This window comes from Pseudomonas sp. TE6288, assembly GCF_054062095.1.
Window position 1 is genome coordinate 66638 of sequence record NZ_JBSSEW010000016.1, and the last position, 17220, is coordinate 83857.

19 protein-coding genes are annotated in these 17220 nt (G+C 64.1%); 3 read left to right on the plus strand and 16 right to left on the minus strand.

The genetic code is table 11. From position 1 onward, the window contains the following. Positions 1-10: 10 nt before the first annotated feature. The 13 genes from ACVWY1_RS17950 to ACVWY1_RS18010 all read right to left on the minus strand — a co-directional run bounded on the left by ACVWY1_RS17950 (position 11) and on the right by ACVWY1_RS18010 (position 12470). Positions 11-949: a S66 peptidase family protein gene (locus ACVWY1_RS17950; protein WP_457378592.1), complete on the minus strand. Its 939-nt coding sequence runs from the start codon at positions 947-949 to the stop codon at positions 11-13. Between the two features lie 99 nt (positions 950-1048). Continuing rightward, positions 1049-2065, minus strand: a complete 1017-nt coding sequence (gene lipA / locus ACVWY1_RS17955) for a lipoyl synthase (protein ID WP_046857277.1) — start codon at positions 2063-2065, stop codon at positions 1049-1051. A gap of 2 nt (positions 2066-2067) precedes the next feature. Continuing rightward, the gene (lipB, locus tag ACVWY1_RS17960) at positions 2068-2715 is read right to left on the minus strand and encodes a lipoyl(octanoyl) transferase LipB (protein WP_102683781.1); all 648 of its coding nucleotides are present in this window, start codon (positions 2713-2715) and stop codon (positions 2068-2070) included. Beyond that, positions 2715-2990 (minus strand): DUF493 domain-containing protein, encoded by a 276-nt coding sequence (locus ACVWY1_RS17965; protein ID WP_023630272.1) that lies wholly within the window; start codon positions 2988-2990, stop codon positions 2715-2717. The genes lipB and ACVWY1_RS17965 overlap by 1 nt, the downstream gene beginning before the upstream one ends. A 70-nt stretch (positions 2991-3060) precedes the next feature. After that, complete coding sequence (locus tag ACVWY1_RS17970) at positions 3061-4221, minus strand: D-alanyl-D-alanine carboxypeptidase family protein (protein ID WP_046857279.1); 1161 nt, start codon at positions 4219-4221, stop codon at positions 3061-3063. A 278-nt stretch (positions 4222-4499) separates the two neighbouring features. Beyond that, positions 4500-5498, minus strand: coding sequence for a septal ring lytic transglycosylase RlpA family protein (locus ACVWY1_RS17975; RefSeq protein WP_046857280.1), 999 nt, complete (start codon positions 5496-5498; stop codon positions 4500-4502). Continuing rightward, a complete protein-coding gene (gene mltB, locus ACVWY1_RS17980) occupies positions 5499-6509 on the minus strand; it encodes a lytic murein transglycosylase B (RefSeq protein ID WP_277502643.1) in 1011 nt (336 codons plus the stop codon). A 17-nt stretch (positions 6510-6526) separates the two neighbouring features. Then, complete coding sequence (gene rodA, locus ACVWY1_RS17985) at positions 6527-7630, minus strand: rod shape-determining protein RodA (protein ID WP_177485983.1); 1104 nt, start codon at positions 7628-7630, stop codon at positions 6527-6529. Positions 7631-7668: 38 nt separating this feature from the next. Then, positions 7669-9567 carry a penicillin-binding protein 2 gene (gene mrdA / locus ACVWY1_RS17990; protein ID WP_110703229.1) on the minus strand — a complete coding sequence of 633 codons (1899 nt, stop codon included), beginning with the start codon at positions 9565-9567 and terminating at the stop codon, positions 7669-7671. Between the two features lie 17 nt (positions 9568-9584). Beyond that, on the minus strand, positions 9585-10052 hold the full coding sequence (gene rlmH / locus ACVWY1_RS17995) for a 23S rRNA (pseudouridine(1915)-N(3))-methyltransferase RlmH (protein ID WP_023631106.1): 468 nt from the start codon (positions 10050-10052) through the stop codon (positions 9585-9587). Positions 10053-10061: 9 nt separating this feature from the next. Beyond that, entirely contained in the window at positions 10062-10493 is a 432-nt protein-coding gene (rsfS, locus tag ACVWY1_RS18000) for a ribosome silencing factor (RefSeq protein WP_102683784.1), read from the minus strand. Positions 10494-10537: 44 nt separating this feature from the next. Beyond that, a complete protein-coding gene (gene nadD, locus ACVWY1_RS18005; RefSeq protein ID WP_102683785.1) occupies positions 10538-11230 on the minus strand; it encodes a nicotinate-nucleotide adenylyltransferase in 693 nt (230 codons plus the stop codon). After that, positions 11199-12470 (minus strand): glutamate-5-semialdehyde dehydrogenase, encoded by a 1272-nt coding sequence (locus ACVWY1_RS18010; RefSeq protein ID WP_111533149.1) that lies wholly within the window; start codon positions 12468-12470, stop codon positions 11199-11201. Before ACVWY1_RS18010 ends, nadD begins: the two co-directional genes overlap by 32 nt. A 297-nt stretch (positions 12471-12767) precedes the next feature. On the opposite strand from ACVWY1_RS18010, the gene ACVWY1_RS18015 reads away from it, so the two are divergent. Both ACVWY1_RS18015 and ACVWY1_RS18020 read left to right on the plus strand, forming a co-directional pair. Next, positions 12768-13460, plus strand: coding sequence for a DNA-3-methyladenine glycosylase (locus ACVWY1_RS18015; protein ID WP_102683787.1), 693 nt, complete (start codon positions 12768-12770; stop codon positions 13458-13460). 3 nt (positions 13461-13463) lie between these two features. Beyond that, positions 13464-14780: a bifunctional DedA family/phosphatase PAP2 family protein gene (locus tag ACVWY1_RS18020; protein WP_277502636.1), complete on the plus strand. Its 1317-nt coding sequence runs from the start codon at positions 13464-13466 to the stop codon at positions 14778-14780. A 54-nt stretch (positions 14781-14834) separates the two neighbouring features. On the opposite strand, the gene ACVWY1_RS18025 is transcribed toward ACVWY1_RS18020, so the two are convergent. Genes ACVWY1_RS18025 through ACVWY1_RS18035 form a run of 3 tightly spaced genes read right to left on the minus strand, consistent with a single transcriptional unit; the run spans position 14835 to position 16510 of the window. Next, positions 14835-15425, minus strand: a complete 591-nt coding sequence (locus ACVWY1_RS18025; RefSeq protein ID WP_102683789.1) for an LON peptidase substrate-binding domain-containing protein — start codon at positions 15423-15425, stop codon at positions 14835-14837. 9 nt (positions 15426-15434) lie between these two features. Next, positions 15435-16151, minus strand: coding sequence for an LrgB family protein (locus ACVWY1_RS18030; protein ID WP_102683790.1), 717 nt, complete (start codon positions 16149-16151; stop codon positions 15435-15437). Continuing rightward, positions 16148-16510: a CidA/LrgA family protein gene (locus tag ACVWY1_RS18035; RefSeq protein ID WP_277502634.1), complete on the minus strand. Its 363-nt coding sequence runs from the start codon at positions 16508-16510 to the stop codon at positions 16148-16150. The genes ACVWY1_RS18030 and ACVWY1_RS18035 overlap by 4 nt, the downstream gene beginning before the upstream one ends. A gap of 151 nt (positions 16511-16661) precedes the next feature. Between ACVWY1_RS18035 and ACVWY1_RS18040 the strand changes: the two genes are divergently transcribed. Continuing rightward, positions 16662-17117, plus strand: a complete 456-nt coding sequence (locus ACVWY1_RS18040) for a MaoC family dehydratase (protein ID WP_023631661.1) — start codon at positions 16662-16664, stop codon at positions 17115-17117. Positions 17118-17220: the final 103 nt, after the last annotated feature.

A 17220-nucleotide genomic window follows, 5' to 3' on the forward strand; every position in this document is an offset into this window, starting at 1 on the left:
CCCAACTTTTTCAGGCCTTGAACAAGGCCTGTTCGAGCACCAGGCGCTTTTCTCCCGCGTCGAGCCTTACCCGTGCCCCCAACGGCAGGCACACATTCGGGTCACAATGCCCGCTGCGCCACCCCGCCAGCACCGGCACCCCGAGCGGGCCGAAGGTATCCAACAGCAAGGGCGTCATGGCCGCGACCGTGATACCGGCAAAATCCCCCACCAGTACGCCACGCACACCCTCCAGCTTGCCGGCCAGGCGCAATTGGGTTAGCAGGCGGTCGACACGATAGAGCGGCTCGTTGACGTCCTCGATGAACAGGATGCTGCCCTGGGTATCGACTTCGCCCAAGGTCGCCAATGTTGCCCCAAGCACGGAAAGGTTGCCGCCAACCAACCTGCCACTGGCCACTCCGGGAATGACTCCGGTCAGCGCAAAATCCGCCGGATGGGCAATCTCGTCCCCCGCCACCACCTGCCCGCCAAGCAGGTCGAACAATGAGCGCACGGTCGGCTCCGGCTTCGCTCCCAGCAAGTCGGCATTGAGCATCGCCCCATGGAAGGTCACCAACCCCGCATGCCGGTTGATCGCCGTATGCAACGCGGTGATATCGCTGTAGCCCACCAGTGGCTTGGGGTGACGGCGGATCAAGTCGAAGTCGATACGGTCCAGCAGGCGCATGCTGCCGTAGCCACCGCGCATGCACAGGATCGCGTCGATGTCCGGGGCGCGGAACGCGTCATGCAGGTCTCGCAGGCGCTGCTCGTCGCTGCCCGCCAGGTAGCCGTCCGCCTGCAGCACCCCGGGGTAGATCCGGCACTGGTGGCCACGCTTCTCGAACCATTGGCGAGCCTTGTCGGTATCCAGCCGCGCCGGGCCAGCCGGGGCGATGATGGCGAAACGGGCGTTGCCAGGCAGTGCCTTGGGCAACAGGGGTTCAGCGGTCTCCAGGCAATTCATCGCGCCACTCCTTGCAGCTCGTCGCTTGAAACATGCAGCTCAAAAAAAATGCCGATGCCGCCTTCCGGCGCGCATCGGCATATCCCGCTCAAGCCCGACTCAGAGCTTGATCTTGGCTTCGTGAGCCTGCTGGTCGGCATGGTACGACGAGCGTACCAGAGGACCGGAGGCGACGTTCTTGAAGCCCATCTTGTAACCTTCCTCGGCGAACCAGGCGAAGGTGTCCGGGTGCACGAAGCGCTGTACCGGCAAGTGGTTGCGCGACGGCTGCAGGTACTGGCCGAGGGTGAGCATGTCGATATCGTGCTCGCGCATGCGGTGCATCACCTCGATGACCTCCTCGTCGGTCTCGCCCAGGCCCAACATCAGGCCGGACTTGGTCGGTACGTGCGGGACCATCTGCTTGAACTTCTGCAGCAGGTCCAGCGACCAGTCGTAGTCCGAGCCCGGGCGTGCGGCCTTGTACAGGCGCGGCACGGTCTCGAGGTTGTGGTTGAACACGTCCGGCGGGGTTTGCGCGGTGATTTCCAGCGCCACGTCCATACGGCCGCGGTAGTCCGGCACCAGGGTTTCCAGTTGCACGCCCGGCGACAGCGCGCGGATCTCGCGGATGCAGTCGGCGAAGTGCTGGGCACCGCCATCACGCAGGTCGTCGCGGTCCACCGAGGTGATCACCACGTACTTGAGGCGCAGATCGGCGATGGCCACGGCCAGGTTCTTCGGCTCGTCGACATCCAGCGGCTTCGGCCGGCCGTGACCGACGTCGCAGAACGGGCAGCGGCGGGTGCAGATGTCGCCCATGATCATGAAGGTGGCGGTACCGCCAGAGAAGCACTCACCCAGGTTCGGGCAGGAGGCTTCTTCGCATACGCTGTGCAGCTTGTGCTTGCGCAGCAGTTGCTTGATGCGGTCGACTTCCGGGGAAACCGGTATGCGCACGCGAATCCAGTCGGGTTTTTTCGGCAGCTCTTCGGTGGGGATGATCTTCACCGGGATACGTGCCACTTTGTCGGCCCCACGCAACTTCACGCCGGCTTCCACTTTTTTAGGAGCAGGGCGTGGGGTGACGTCTTGCGTCGGGATCAGGTTCGGCACGGCTTCTTGCACAGTTGTCATAATCAGTCGATTCCGCCCGTCAGGGTCGTCTGCTCAGCATAGTCGAGGTGCTTGACCAGCTGTCCGCGCAGCCTTGTCCTGACCTCAATGAGTTCGATCGGACCTGCCAGGTCGCGCAGCTGGGTCATGGCCAGCCCCGCATACCCACAGGGGTTGATTCGGCGGAATGGCGCAAGGTCCATGTCCACGTTCAGGGCAAGGCCGTGGAACGAACGGCCATTGCGGATTCGAAGGCCAAGGGACGCGATCTTCGCGCCATCGACATAGACGCCCGGGGCGTCGGGTTTGGCCAGCGCCTGCACGCCATAGCTGGCGAGCAGGTCGATGAGGGTCTGCTCGATGCGGCTGACCAGCTCGCGCACGCCGATACTCAGGCGGCGCACGTCCAGCAGCAGGTAGGCCACCAGCTGGCCGGGGCCATGGTAGGTGACCTGGCCGCCGCGGTCGGTCTGCACCACTGGTATCTCGCCGGGGATCAGCAGGTGCTCGGCCTTGCCGGCCTGGCCTTGGGTGAACACCGGAGGATGCTCGACCAGCCAGACTTCGTCCAGGCTGTCCGGGCCACGCTGCTCGGTAAAGCGACGCATGGCCTCCAGCACCGGTTCATAGGGCTGCAGGCCAAGATCGCGAAAACCGAGGCAAGCGGGCATCACAGCACCATTTTCACGATGCCGGTAGCGCGCAAGGCGCTGTTGATGTCGTGCAACTGGTCCTCACCGGTGGCAACGATATGCAGTTGCACCGTGGTGTACTTGCCTTCCTTGCTCTGGCGTTCGGCCAGCGTCGAGAGGTCGACCTTGGCGTACTTGCTGAGAATCTCGATTACCGTGTCCTTGAAACCGACAACGGTGTCACCGATCACCTTGATCGGGTAATCCTCGCAGGGGAATTCGATCTTGTGCGACTTGACGTCTTCTTCGCTCATGGCGGAAACGGCCTCGTAAGCCGTGGCAGCAGCGCCCCCGCCTGGTTCACGGGGGCGTGCAAGTCACGTATCAGTTGAACAAACCGTAGAAGAACAGGCGGATGCTGTCCCACATACGGCCGAAGAAACCTGCTTCCTCGACACCGTCAAGGGCGATGAGGTCGGCACTGTGAACCACTTTCTCGTCCAGTTTGACTTCCACTTTGCCGATCACGTCACCTTTGGCGATGGGCGCGGTCAGTTGCGGGTTCATGGTCATCGAAGCCTGGAGGCGTTTCAATTGGCCTTTAGGCATGGTCATGGTCAGGTCGTTGGCCAGGCCGGCTTTCACCTGGTTGGTCGCGCCTTTCCATACCGGGGCTTGGGTCAGCTCGGTGCCTTTCTGGTAGAAGGTCTGGGTTTCGAAGAAGCGGAAACCGTAAGTCAGCAGCTTCTGGGTCTCGGCGGCCCGCGATTGCTCGCTGTTGGTACCAAACACCACGGCGATCAGACGCTGGCCGTCACGCACGGCCGAGGCGACCATGCAGTAGCCGGCTTCGTCGGTGTGGCCGGTCTTCAGGCCGTCGACGGTCTTGTCGCGCCACAGCAGCAGGTTGCGGTTAGGCTGCTTGATGTTGTTCCAGAAGAACTCTTTCTGCGAATAGATGGCGTAGTGCGCAGGATCTTCGTTGATGATCGCGCGCGCCAGCAGGGCCATGTCGTGGGCCGAGGAGTAATGCTCCGGGTTCGGCAGGCCGGTGGGGTTCATGAAGTGGCTGTTGGCCATGCCTAGGTCGGTGGCGGTCTTGTTCATCATGTCGGCGAAGGCATCTTCGCTGCCGGCGATGTGCTCGGACAGGGCGACCGATGCATCGTTGCCGGACTGGATGATGATGCCGTGCAGCAGGTCGCTGACGGTCACCTGGCTGCCGACCTTGATGAACATGCGCGAACCGCCGGTGCGCCAGGCGTTCTCGCTGACGGTCACCGGGTCGTTCTCGCCAATCTGGCCACGACGGATGTCCAGGGTGGCGATGTAGGCGGTCATCAGCTTGGTCAGGCTGGCTGGCGGCAGGCGCTCGTCACCGTTGTTCTCGACCAGCACGTTGCCGCTGGACGCGTCCATGAGTACATAGGACTTGGCGGCCAGTTGCGGTGGTGCCGGCATCATCTGCTCCGCTGCGAAGGCAGCAGGGGTGATCAGCAGCAGAACAGGCAGGCAAAGTCGTTTGGCAAGGTTGGTGATGTTCATCCGTCTCTCGTAAATCGCTAATGGTCTGATGTTCCGTGGGCAAGTTCATTTGCCCAGCGCCCCGTCAGTCTAGTTTTATGGCCTGTGGCCTGGCCCAAAAAGTGCGGCGTAATGCCGCTGCGGGCAAAAACGGGCATTGTACATATCATTGCCCGGCAATTCATGAACAAACCGACAGGTCGGCGTATCGGTTCATCGCGGGGCAAGCCCGCTCCCACGCCGTTCGGAGCACCTGACGTGGGAGCGGGCTTGCCCCGCGATGAAGCTGAAGCGACCGATCAGTCAGTGACCACCTTGGCCTGACCGAGATTGGCCAGGCGAATGCTGTCCTGGGCCTGCTGGATCTCACCCTGGCTGCTGATCGGTCCCAGGCGTACACGGTGCAGGGTCTGCTGGTTGCGCACGACGGAGCTGATGAATACCGGCGCGCTGACCATGGTGCTCAGCTTCGAGCGCAGCAATTCGGCGGCGTCCGGGTTGGCGAACGCGCCCACTTGCAGGATGCTGCCGCCGCTGGCGTTCGGCACATTGTTGCCGCCCACCTGCACCGGCACCACCGGCGCCGCGTGCTGCTGCGGCGGCGGGGTCCACTGCTCGACGCGTCCGGTGCTGGCGGCGATCGGCTGGGCCTGGGCCACCTGCGGCTCCTTGAGCACCATCGGCGGCTGCTGGCCACGCTGGGCCCACCATTGCTGCGGGTCGATGCCTTCGACGCGCACGTGCGCGGTGCCGCTTTCGGCATAGCCCAGCTTCTTCGCAGCAGCGTAGGACAGGTCGATGATACGGTCGGAATAGAACGGGCCACGGTCGTTGACCCTCAGGATCACGCTGCGCCCGTTGGCCAGATTGGTCACCCGCACGTAGGCCGGCAGCGGCAGGGTCTTGTGCGCCGCGCTCATGCCATAGAGGTCATAGAGCTCGCCGTTGGCGGTGTTCTGGCCATGGAACTTGGTGCCGTACCACGACGCTGTGCCTTCGGCGCGGTAGTTGCGCGAATCCTGCATCGGGTAGTAGGTCTTGCCCAGCACCGTGTACGGGTTGGCCTTGTAGTTGCCGGTGTGCACGGTCGGGGTGGCGTCGGGGATCTTGTTGACGTCCACGTCCCACCAAGGCGCGCCGTCCTTGTGGGCACGGTTGATGTCCAGGCCCGGTTGCGCACGCACGGTGTTGCCGCTCTGCGGGGTGGAGGGCCGACTGGACGAGCAACTGGCCAGCACCAGGCCGACGGCGACGCAGGTCAGCAGTTTTGCGGCATTTGCAGTGAAGAGTTCGCGCATTTACTTGACGCCCCGTGCCAGAACCAGCTGTTCCGAAAGCTGATGCACCGCCATGGCATACATCACGCTGCGGTTGTAGCGAGTGATCGCGTAGAAATTCTTCAGGCCCATCCAGTACTCAGGGCCGTATTCACCTTCCAGGCGGAAGGCGGTGACCGGCAGATCATCGCGCAGCGCATCATGACTCGACCAGCCCAGCGCCCGCAACTGCGCGACCGTCTTCACCGGCTCGATGCCGCTGGTCAGGCCTTCGTCGGCGCGCTCGCCACGCACGCTGGCGCGGCTGACCACAGGCTCCCCGGCCACCCAGCCGTGGCGCTTGAAGTAGCTGGCGACACTGCCGATGGCATCGTCCGGGTTGTTCCAGATATTGATGTGCCCGTCGCCGTCGAAGTCCACGGCATAGGCACGGAAGCTGCTCGGCATGAACTGCGGCAGGCCCATGGCGCCGGCGTAGGAGCCCTTGAGCGTGAGCGGGTCAAGTTGCTCTTCGCGGGCCAGCAGAAGGAATTCGCGCAACTCCTTGCGGAAGAATTCGGCGCGTGGCGGGTAATCGAAGCCCAGCGTGGACAGCGCGTCGATGACGCGATAGTTGCCGGTATTGCGGCCGAAGAAGGTTTCCACCCCGATGATCGAGACAATCACCTGCGCCGGCACGCCGTATTCCTGCTCGGCGCGGGCCAGCACGGCCTCGTGCTGGCGCCAGAAGTCCACACCACGGGCGATGCGCGCATCGGTGATGAACATCGGGCGGTATTCCTTCCACGGCTTGACCCGTTCGGCCGGCCGCGAGATCGCATCGAGGATCGCCTGCTTGCGCTGCACCTCGCGGAACACACCCATCAGCTGCTCGCCGGCAAAGCCATAGTCGCGAGTCATCTCGCCAACGAACTCGGCCACTTGCGGCGACCCGTCATAGTCACCGGCATTGGCCTGCTGGACTGCGCCGAGCAAACCCAACGCGCCGAACCACGGCGCCAGGCGGGCAGCCCAGCCACGCACTGCTTGCATGAAATTCTTCACCTTTTTCAAACCTGTGCGATCCATTTGCGGTGCGTATGGATCGACATCAGAACGCCAAACGCTGACAGCAGCGTCACCAACGAAGTTCCGCCATAGCTGATAAAGGGCAGCGGCACGCCCACCACGGGCAGAAGGCCGCTGACCATACCGATATTGACGAACACATAAACAAAGAAGGTCATGGTCAGGCTGCCCGCGAGCAGCTTGCCGAACAGGGTCTGGGCCTGGGCGGTGATCATCAGCCCGCGACCGATCAACAGGATGTAGATCAGCAGCAGCAGGCAGATGCCGACCAGGCCGAACTCCTCGCCGAGCACGGCGATGATGAAGTCGGTGTGGCTCTCGGGCAGGAAGTCCAGGTGCGACTGGGTACCCAGCAGCCAGCCCTTGCCGAACACACCGCCCGAACCGATCGCCGCCTTCGACTGGATGATGTTCCAGCCGGTACCCAGCGGGTCGCTTTCCGGGTCGAGGAAGGTCAGTACGCGCTGCTTCTGGTAGTCATGCATGACGAAGAACCACATCGCCACCGCCACCGGCACCGCCGCCGCGATCACACTGACGATCCAGCGCCAGCGCAGCCCCCCCATGAACAGCACGAACGCTCCCGAGGCCAGGATCAGCAACGCCGTACCCAGGTCGGGCTGACGCACGATGAGGATGAACGGCATGCCGATCAGGATCAGGCTGATCGCCACATGCTTGAGGTGTGGCGGCAAGGTGCGTTTGGACAGGTACCAGGCGATGGTCGCCGGCATGATGATCTTCATGAATTCCGAGGGCTGGAAGCGGATCACCCCGGGAATATTGATCCATCGCGTCGCGCCCATGGCGTTGTGGCCCATCACGTCCACCACGATCAACAGGAACACCCCTGCCAGGTAGGCCAGTGGCACCCAACGCGCCATGAAGCGCGGCTCGAGCTGGGCGATGATGAACATTGACACCAGCCCGATGCCGAACGAGCTGGCCTGCTTCATCAGCAGGTCCCAGTTCTTGCCGCTGGCCGAATACAGCACGAACAGGCTGCCGGCGGCGAGCGTCAGCAGGATAAGCAGCAAGGGGCCGTCGATATGGATGCGCTGCAGGAAGCTGGCGCGCCTGCGCATCACGTCCTCGCTGGAGAGCATGCGGTCGAAGTTGTTCTTCACGGGGCCGATTCCTGGGCGACTGTAGCAGGGGCGAACTCGGGCTTGAGCCGGCCATTCTCGTCAAGCAGCCAGGCATCCATGACCTGACGTACCACGGGGGCAGCGACACCGGAGCCGGACTCGCCGTTCTCGACCATCACCGAGACCACGATCCTGGGGTCGTCGGCCGGGGCGAAGGCGACAAACAGGGCATGGTCGCGGTGTCGTTCCTGGAGTTTGTTGCGGTCGTACTTCTCGCCCTGCTTGATCGCCACCACCTGGGCGGTACCGCTCTTCCCGGCGATGCGGTACTGCGAGCCGATGGCGGCCTTGCGGGCGGTCCCGCGGGCGCCATGCATCACCTGCTCCATGCCGTGGGTGACCCGGGCCCAGTCGGACTTATCGCGCAGAACAATGTTTTCCATGGGGTTCTCGTCCACCGGTGGCTGGCCTTCTATGGTCTTGGCCAGGTGCGGGCGGTTCCACACGCCTTTGTTGGCGATCAGCGCGGTGGCCTGGGCCAGTTGCAGCGGCGTGGTCTGCATGTAGCCCTGGCCAATGCCGAGAATCAGGGTTTCGCCGGGGAACCAGGCCTGGCGGCGGGTGGCGCGCTTCCATTCGCGGGACGGCATCAAGCCGGGCGACTCCTCGAACATGTCCAGGGCGACTTTCTGCCCGATACCGAACTTGTTCATGTAGCTGGACAGCCGGTCGATGCCCATCTTGTGCGCGAGGTCGTAGAAGTACGTGTCGTTTGACCGCATGATCGCCACATCCAGATCAACCCAGCCATCACCGCTGCGGTTCCAGTTGCGATATTTGTGATCGTAGTTGGGCAGTTGGTAGTAACCCGGGTCGAACACCCGGCTGCCCGCCGTCACCACGCCACTGTCGAGCCCGGCGATCGCCACCGCAGGCTTGATGGTCGAGCCCGGCGGGTAGAGGCCGCGCAGCACGCGGTTGAACAGCGGCCGGTCGATCGAGTCGCGCAGTTCGGCGTAAGCCTTGAAGCCGATGCCGGTGACGAATAGATTGGGGTCGAAACTCGGCTGGCTGACCATCGCCAGCACTTCGCCGGTGCGCGGATCGAGGGCGACGATGGCGCCACGGCGCCCGCCCAACGCCTGCTCGGCGGCTTCCTGCAGCTTGATGTCGAGGCTCAGGACAATATCCTTGCCCGGCTTCGGATCGGTACGCTTGAGCACCCGCAGTACGCGCCCCCGAGCGTTGGTCTCGACTTCCTCATAGCCCACTTGGCCATGCAGTTCGTCTTCGTAGAAGCGCTCGATGCCGGTCTTGCCGATATGGTGGGTGCCGCTGTAGTTCACCGGGTCGAGTGTCTTGAGCTCCTTCTCGTTGATCCGCCCGACATAGCCCACCGAATGGGCGAAGTGCGCGCCCTGGGGATAGTGGCGGACCAGCTGCGCGGCCACTTCCACACCAGGCAGACGGAACTGGTTGACCGCGATGCGGGCAATCTGTTCTTCGTTGAGCTCGAACAGGATCGGCACCGGCTCGAATGGCCTGCGCCCCTGCTTCATGCGTTTCTCGAACAGGGCACGGTCGTCAGGGGTAAGCTCGAGCACCTCGACGATCACGTCCAGCACTTCCTGCCACTTGCCAGCATTGCCGGCGCGCTCGCGGGTCATCACCAGGCTGAAGCTGGGGCGGTTGTCGGCCACCACCACACCGTTGCGGTCGAAGATCAGCCCGCGGGTCGGCGGGATCGGCTGCACATGCACCCGGTTGTTCTCCGACAGCGTCGAGTGATAGTCGTACTGGATGACCTGCAGGTAATACAGCCGGGCGATCAATACGCAGACGAGCAGCACCACCGCCACGGCGCCCACGACGACGCGGTTGCGCACCAGGCGGGCGTCTTTCTCGTGGTCCTTGAGGCGGATCTGCTGCGGCATCGGACAGGCTTACAGGTTCATTTGTGGTAGGGATGCCCGGACAACACGGTCCAGGCGCGGTAGATCTGCTCGCCGATGAGTATCCTTACCAACGGGTGCGGCAACGTCAGCGGCGACAGCGACCAGCGCTGTTCGCTGCGCGCGCAGACTTCCGGCGCCAGCCCTTCCGGGCCACCCACCATCAGGTTGACCGTGCGCGCATCCAGGCGCCAACGGTCCAGTTCGCCCGCCAGTTGCTCGGTACTCCAGGGCTTGCCATGGACCTCGAGGGTGACGATGCGTTCCCCAGGCTGCACCTTGCTCAGCATCGCCTCGCCCTCCTGACGGATCAGGCGGGCGACATCGGCGTTCTTGCCGCGGGTGTTCAGCGGGATTTCCACCAGCTCCAGCGCAAGCTCGGGGGGCAGGCGCTTGGCATATTCATGCCAGCCTTCCTCGACCCACTTGGGCATGCGCGAGCCGACCGCGATCAGACGCAGACGCACGGCGCTTCCTTATTCCCGGTCTTTGAGCTTGTCGGTGAAGTAGTCGCTGGCGTTTTCCGGGCTGTGGTGCTTGGCATCGGCGGCACGGCTCTGCTCGGCGCCCAACCACAGGCGCTCCAGGTCGTAGAACTGGCGGGCAGCGGCAGTCATCATGTGCACGATGACGTCGTTCAGGTCCAGCAGCACCCAGTCGCTGTCGCCCTTGCCTTCTTCACCCAGCGGCTGTGCGCCTTGTTTCTTGACCGCTTCACGGACCTTTTCCAGCATCGCGTTGATCTGGCGGTTGGAGGTACCGGTGGCAATGATCATGTAGTCGGTCAGGCTGTGCTTCTCACGCACGTCGATGACCTGGATGTCCTGGGCCTTGACGTCCTCCAGAGCCGTGATGGTCAGTTTGACCAGCTCTTCGCCACTGATGCCATTGATTTTCTGCTTGCTCATATAAAACTCGTTCAACTCGTTGGATGAGGCGCCCACTGGCGCCGTCAGTTGGACACACGATACAGGTCGTGTGCCTCGATATAGGCCAGTACTGCGTCCGGCACCAGGAACCGCACCGACTTGCCGCTGGCCAGCAGCTGTCGGATTTGCGTGGCGGACACCGCAAGCGGAGTCTGCCAGACGAACGAAATGTGCCCCGCCGGGCCGGACATGGCGGTGGGATCGCTCTCCGAGCGCGCCGCCAACAGGTTGCGCAGCTCGTCAGGGGGTTCGACATCGGCATCCGGGCGTTGCAGCACCAGGATGTGACAGTGTTGCAGCAGCTCTTCCCAGCGATGCCAGCTGGGCAGGCCGCAGAATGCGTCCCAGCCCAGCACCAGGAACAACTGGTCGTGCGCGCTCAGTTCGCCGCGGATCGACTCCAGTGTGTCGATGGTGTACGACGGCTTGTCGCGGGCCAGCTCGCGGGCGTCCACGCTCAGGCGCTCGACACCCTGCACGGCGCCGCGCACCATGGCCAGGCGATCCTGCGCGGCCACCTGCGGGGTGTCGCGGTGAGGCGGCCGGGCGTTGGGCAGCAGGCGCAGTTCGTCCAGGCACATGAATTCGGCCACTTCCAGCGCACTGCGCAGGTGACCGATATGCACCGGGTCGAAGGTGCCGCCGAGAATGCCGACGCGCCGGACTGCGACAGGGTTGCTCAACTCAGCACGGCTCCTGGCCGCGCAGCTGGCCATCGCCGATCACCACGTACTTCTCGCAGGTCAGGCCTTCCAGGCCGACCGGGCCGCGGGCATGCAACTTGTCGGTGGAGATACCGATTTCCGCGCCCAGGCCGTATTCGAAGCCGTCGGCGAAGCAGGTCGGGGTGTTGAGCATGACCGATGCCGAGTCGACCTCGGCCATGAAGCGCCGGGCCTGGCCCTGGTGCTCGGTGATGATCGAATCGGTGTGGTGCGAGCCGTAATGGTTGATGTGCTCGATGGCCTGCTCCAGGCCGTCGACAACGCGAATCGACAGGATCGCGTCGAGGTATTCAGTGTGCCAGTCGTCTTCGCTGGCTGGCTTGGCGGCGATGAACGCCCGGGTGCGCTCGCAACCGCGCAGCTCGACGCCCTTGTCCTGGAAACGGCGGGCCATTTCCGGCAGGAAGCGCTCGGCCACCGACTGGTCCACCAGCAGCGTCTCCATGGCGCCGCAGATACCGTAACGGTAGGTCTTGGCGTTGAAGGCAACGCGCCAGGCCTTGTCCAGATCGGCGTGGGCATCGACGAAGATGTGGCAGATACCGTCCAGGTGCTTGATCACCGGTACCCGGGCATCGCGGCTGATGCGTTCGATCAGGCCGCGGCCGCCACGGGGCACGATGACATCGACGAATTCCGGCATGCTGATCAGCGCGCCCACGGCTTCGCGGTCGGTGGTCTCGACCACCTGCACCACTGCCGGCGGCAGGCCGGCCTCGGCCAGGCCCCGCTGGATGCAGGTGGCGATGGCACGGTTGGAATGGATGGCTTCGGAGCCGCCACGCAGGATGGTGGCGTTGCCCGACTTCAGGCACAGGCTGGCGGCGTCGATGGTCACGTTGGGGCGCGACTCGTAGATGATCCCAATCACTCCCAGCGGCACGCGCATCTTGCCGACCTGGATCCCCGACGGGCGGTAGCTCATGTCGCGGAGGGCACCGACCGGGTCCGGCAGGCTGGCCACCTGGCGTAGGCCGGTGATCATGCCGTCGATGCGCGCCGGGGTCAGCGCCAGGCGCTCGAGCAGCGCGGGTTCCAGGCCGTTCTTACGGCCATTGGCCAGGTCCTGTTCGTTGGCTGCGGTGAGCGCGTCGCGGGCCGCGTCGAGAGCGTCGGCGGCGGCCTGCAGGGCGCGGTTCTTCTGCGCGGTGCTGGCACGGCCGATCACCCGCGAGGCCTCACGGGCGGCGCGACCCAGGCGGGTCATGTAGTCAAGAACGGACTCGGTCATGGGTTCGGTGTCTTGGCAAAGGGGAAATCGGCTGATTATAACTGGAGCGCTCGGGTACGCCCAGCGGCGGGTGGCGGATGGTAGAAAATGGCTGCCGCCAATACGTAGGAAAGATGTAACCACCCGTATCGAAAATTACTTCGCCATGATCGCGGGGCAGGCCCGCTGCCACGCCCGGCGCGCCGTCCAGGCTTTGACGCGGGAGCGGGCGTGCCCCGTAGTGGGGTCAATCTGATTCAGCCTCGATTAAGCCATTCATTGCTATCATCCCCGCCTTCACAGCCACGAACCGCCCGTATGTCCGCCCCAGCCCCCTGCCCGGCCCGCGCCCTGCCCGACAGTTTCTTCGATCGCGATGCGCAGACCCTCGCCCGCGACCTGCTGGGCAAGGTCATCCGTCACCGCCAGGGCGACCTCTGGCTGGCGGCGCGCATCATCGAGACCGAGGCCTACTACCTCACCGACAAGGGCAGCCACGCGTCACTGGGCTTCACCGAGAAGCGCAAGGCGCTGTTCCTCGATGGCGGGCATATCTACATGTACTACGCCCGCGGTGGCGATTCGCTGAACTTCAGCGCCCAGGGCCCGGGCAACGCGGTGCTGATCAAGTCCGCCTACCCCTGGACCGACGCCATTTCCGATGCCAACAGCCTGGCCCGGATGCAACTGAACAATCCCGACGCCAGCGGCGGGCTGCGCCCGCCCGAGCGCCTGTGCAACGGCCAGACTCTGTTGTGCCGCGCCATGGGCCTGAAGGTACCGCACTGGGATGCCCGGCGCTTCGACCCTGAGCGCCTGTACGTCGAGGACTGCGGCATCGAGGTACCCCGGGTGATCAAGACCACGCGCCTGGGCATTCCCCATGGCCGCGACGAACACCTGCCCTATCGCTTCGTAGACGCCGAATTCGCGCGTTTCTGCACCCGAAACCCGCTGCGGCGCGGCCAGGTCGAAGGGCAAGATTTCTTCATGCTTGAACAAGGAAACTGAACCATGGGCCAATGGCTGGACAGCCTGACCACCTGGCTTGGCGCCAACCCTCAGTGGCTGGGCCTGGCAATCTTCCTCGTGGCCTGCGTCGAATGCCTGGCCATCGCCGGCATCATCGTGCCTGGCACCGTGCTGCTGTTCGCCGTCGCCGTGCTGGCCGGCAGCGGCACCTTCAGCCTGGGCGAAACGCTATTGCTGGGTTTCCTCGGTGGCATGCTCGGCGACGCGATCTCTTATGCCATCGGCAAGTACTTCCACCAGAACATCCGCCGCCTGCCGTTGCTGCGCAGCCACCCGGAGTGGATTGGCAGCGCCGAGGCGTACTTCCAGCGCTATGGTATCGCCAGCCTGCTGGTCGGCCGCTTCATCGGCCCGCTGCGGCCGATGCTGCCGATGGTCGCCGGCATGTTCGATATGCCCCTGCCGCGCTTCATCGCGGTCAGCCTGGTGGCTGGCGCCGGTTGGTCGGTGGCCTACCTGCTGCCCGGCTGGGCCACCGGCGCGGCGATGCGCCTGCCACTGCCGGAAGGCTTCTGGCTGGACGCGGGGATTGTCATGGGCACCCTGGCGGTGCTGATCGGCCTGAGCCTGAGCACCAGCATTCGCGATCAACGCCACGGCACCCGCCTGATCGCCGCCCTCAGCGGCCTGGCGGTAGCAGCACTGTTCATCGGCTGGCGCTATTTGAGCGAATTCGACCAGGGCGTGATGACCCTGGTGCAGGAGCACCGCAGCCAGGCCATCGACGGCGCCGTGGTGGTGATCACCCGCCTGGGCGACTTCCGTACCCAGTTCTTCCTCGGTGGCTTGCTCACGGGCCTGTTGCTGCTGGCCCGGCAATGGCGCCACGCGCTGTTCGCCGGCGCGACACTGATCGGTACAGCCCTGGCCAACGGCACGCTGAAATGGCTGTTCGCCCGCGCCCGCCCCGAGGTGTTGACCGACCCGCTGACCAGCTACAGCATGCCCAGCGGGCATAGCTCGGCATCGTTCGCCTTCTTCCTGGTGCTGGCGGTGCTGGCTGGGCGCGGCCAGCCGCCGCGCATGCGCCTGACCTGGGTGCTACTGGGGTGCATTCCAGCCCTGTCCATCGCGCTGTCGCGGGTATACCTGGGTGCGCACTGGCCGACCGATATCCTTGCTGGCGCGCTGCTGGCATGCTGCGTGTGCGCGCTGAGCCTGACCTTGGTGCAATATCGCCAGCCGCTCACGGCGCTGCCGCAGCGGGTATGGTGGCTGGTATTGCCTGCGTGCATCGCGTTGCTGACATTCTTTGCCCTGCACGCACTGCCCAAGGCGTTGCTGCGCTACCAATACTGACGGCCATCACTGGGCAGCCCGCTCCTACCGAACATCGGAGCGGGCCTGGATGGTTCAGGCGAACAATTCGCCCTGGATGCGCTCCAGCAACGCCTGGATTGCCTCCAGCCTGAGCTGTGGCGAATCGATTGCCAGCAAGTCGAGCTTGTCCTCCTCCATGAACGGCAACAGGTAGGCCAGCTGGTTGCCCAACGATTGGCGCCCGTCTACGTCACGCGGCATGTCCAGCGCCTCAACCATCGGGTGTTCGCCCAGGGCCAGCAGCAGCGCCAGCAGGTCATCGTCCTGCTCCTGCAGCGGCCCATCCGCCAGTTCCGACAGCCACTGCACCTGGCCGACCATCAACTGGTCCTTCTGCACCTCGGTGCGCTCGACACGAAAACGCCGCACGCCCTCTACGCGGATGCCCAGCAGGCCGTTGTCCTGCTGCACGAAGTCGCGGATCAGCGCCTCGCAGCCGACCGACGCCACCACCGGCGCCGCCTTGCCCACCTGCTCGCCTTCCAGGATGCATACCACGCCAAAGCCTTCACCCTGCTTCATGCAACGGCCGATCATGTCCAGGTAGCGCGCCTCGAAGATCTGCAGATCGAGCAGGCAACCGGGGAACAGCACGGTATTGAGGGGAAACAGCGGTAATGTCATGTCGATTCCTCAAGCCACCAGGCTGACCGCCAACGGCAGGAACACCGCCGTGGCCACCCCCATCAGGCTCATCGCCAGCGCGGCGAAGGCGCCGCATTCGTCACTTTCCTGCAAAGCCACCGATGTGCCCACCGCGTGAGCGGTGACGCCCAGCGCCATGCCCCGGGCCTCGGGGCTGAGCACGCCGAAGCGGCTTAGCAGCGCCGGGCCGAAGATCGCACCGATCACCCCGGTGATCAGCACGAACACCGCGGCGAGGGCCGCCACACCACCAATCTGCTCGGCCACCAGCATGGCAATCGGCGAGGTAACCGACTTCGGCGCCATGGTCATCAGGATCATGTGCTCGGCGCCAAACCACCAGCCCAGCGCCAGGCATGCCACGGTGGCGAACAGGCCTCCGATTACCAGCGTAGTAAATGTCGGCCAGAACAGCTGGCGGATCCGCCGCAGGTTCAGGTAGAGCGGCACCGCCAAGGCCACGGTGGCCGGGCCCAGGAGGATGTTCATGATCTCGGTGCTCTTGCGGTACTCGGCGTAGTCGATGCCGCAGACAAGCAGGATGCCGATCACCCCCAGCATCGACACCAGCACCGGTTGCAGGAAGATCCAGCGGGTCTTTTCATAACCTGCCAGCACCAGCTGGTAGGCGGCCAAGGTGATGCCGATGCCGAACAGCGGATGGTGGATGACCGCGTCGAGCGCGCCTTGCCAATCGAGGGTCATAGCTGCTCCTCGTGCTTGCCCTGGCGCTGGATGAGTTTCTGCATCAGCACGCCGACGAACACCAAGGTCGCCAGGCAGGAAATCAACAGCGCCCCGACGATGGCCCAGAAGTCCGCCGCGATGTCCCTGGCATAGACCATCACCCCCACCGCCGGCGGCACCAGCAGCAGCGGCAGGTAGCGCAGCAGGCTGCCAGCGGCCTCGTTGAGCGGCTGGCCGACTTCGCCACGAACCATCAGGAACACCAGCAGCAGCAACAGGCCGATGATGGGTCCGGGCAGGATGTGCAGGAACAAATGGTTGATCGCCGTTCCCAGCAACTGGAACAGCACCAGCCAGGTCAGACCACGCAACAGCATAGGGACCTCCGTCAGAACATGGCGGCCATTATAAGCACGCTAAGCAATTGCCTATAAGGCGATATTCGGCGAAAAACGGGCAACTTGACTGAAACGGTGCAGCGTGCTGATCTTGAACATTCGTACCAAATGACAATCTGGAGATGTCGCGATGCCCTATGTACCCGTTACAGAGCTTTCGCAGTACGTTGGCAAGGAGCTGGGCCGTTCCCAATGGCTGAAGATCGACCAAGAACGCATCAATCTGTTCGCCGAAGCCACCGGCGATTTCCAGTTCATCCATGTCGATCCGGTGAAAGCGGCCAAGACCCCGTTCGGCAGCACCATCGCCCATGGCTTCCTTACCCTGTCGCTGATCCCCAAGCTGATGGAAGACATTCTCGTGCTGCCCGAAGGGCTGAAGATGGTGGTCAACTACGGCTTGGACAGTGTGCGTTTCATCCAGCCGGTGAAGGTCGACAGCCAGGTACGACTCAAAGTCGACCTGACCGACGCCACCGAAAAGAAGCCCGGGCAATGGCTGCTCAAGGCCACGGTCACCCTTGAAATCGAAGGCGAAGAGAAGCCGGCCTACATCGCCGAACCACTGTCACTCTGCTTCGTCTGATCACCACACCGCGCCTGGTGCAGACGCACGGGGCGCGCAGCGCCCCAATTCACGGCCTGGCGTATTCTGCGGCATACTCGGCGCATCGTTTTCCCCGGAAGCC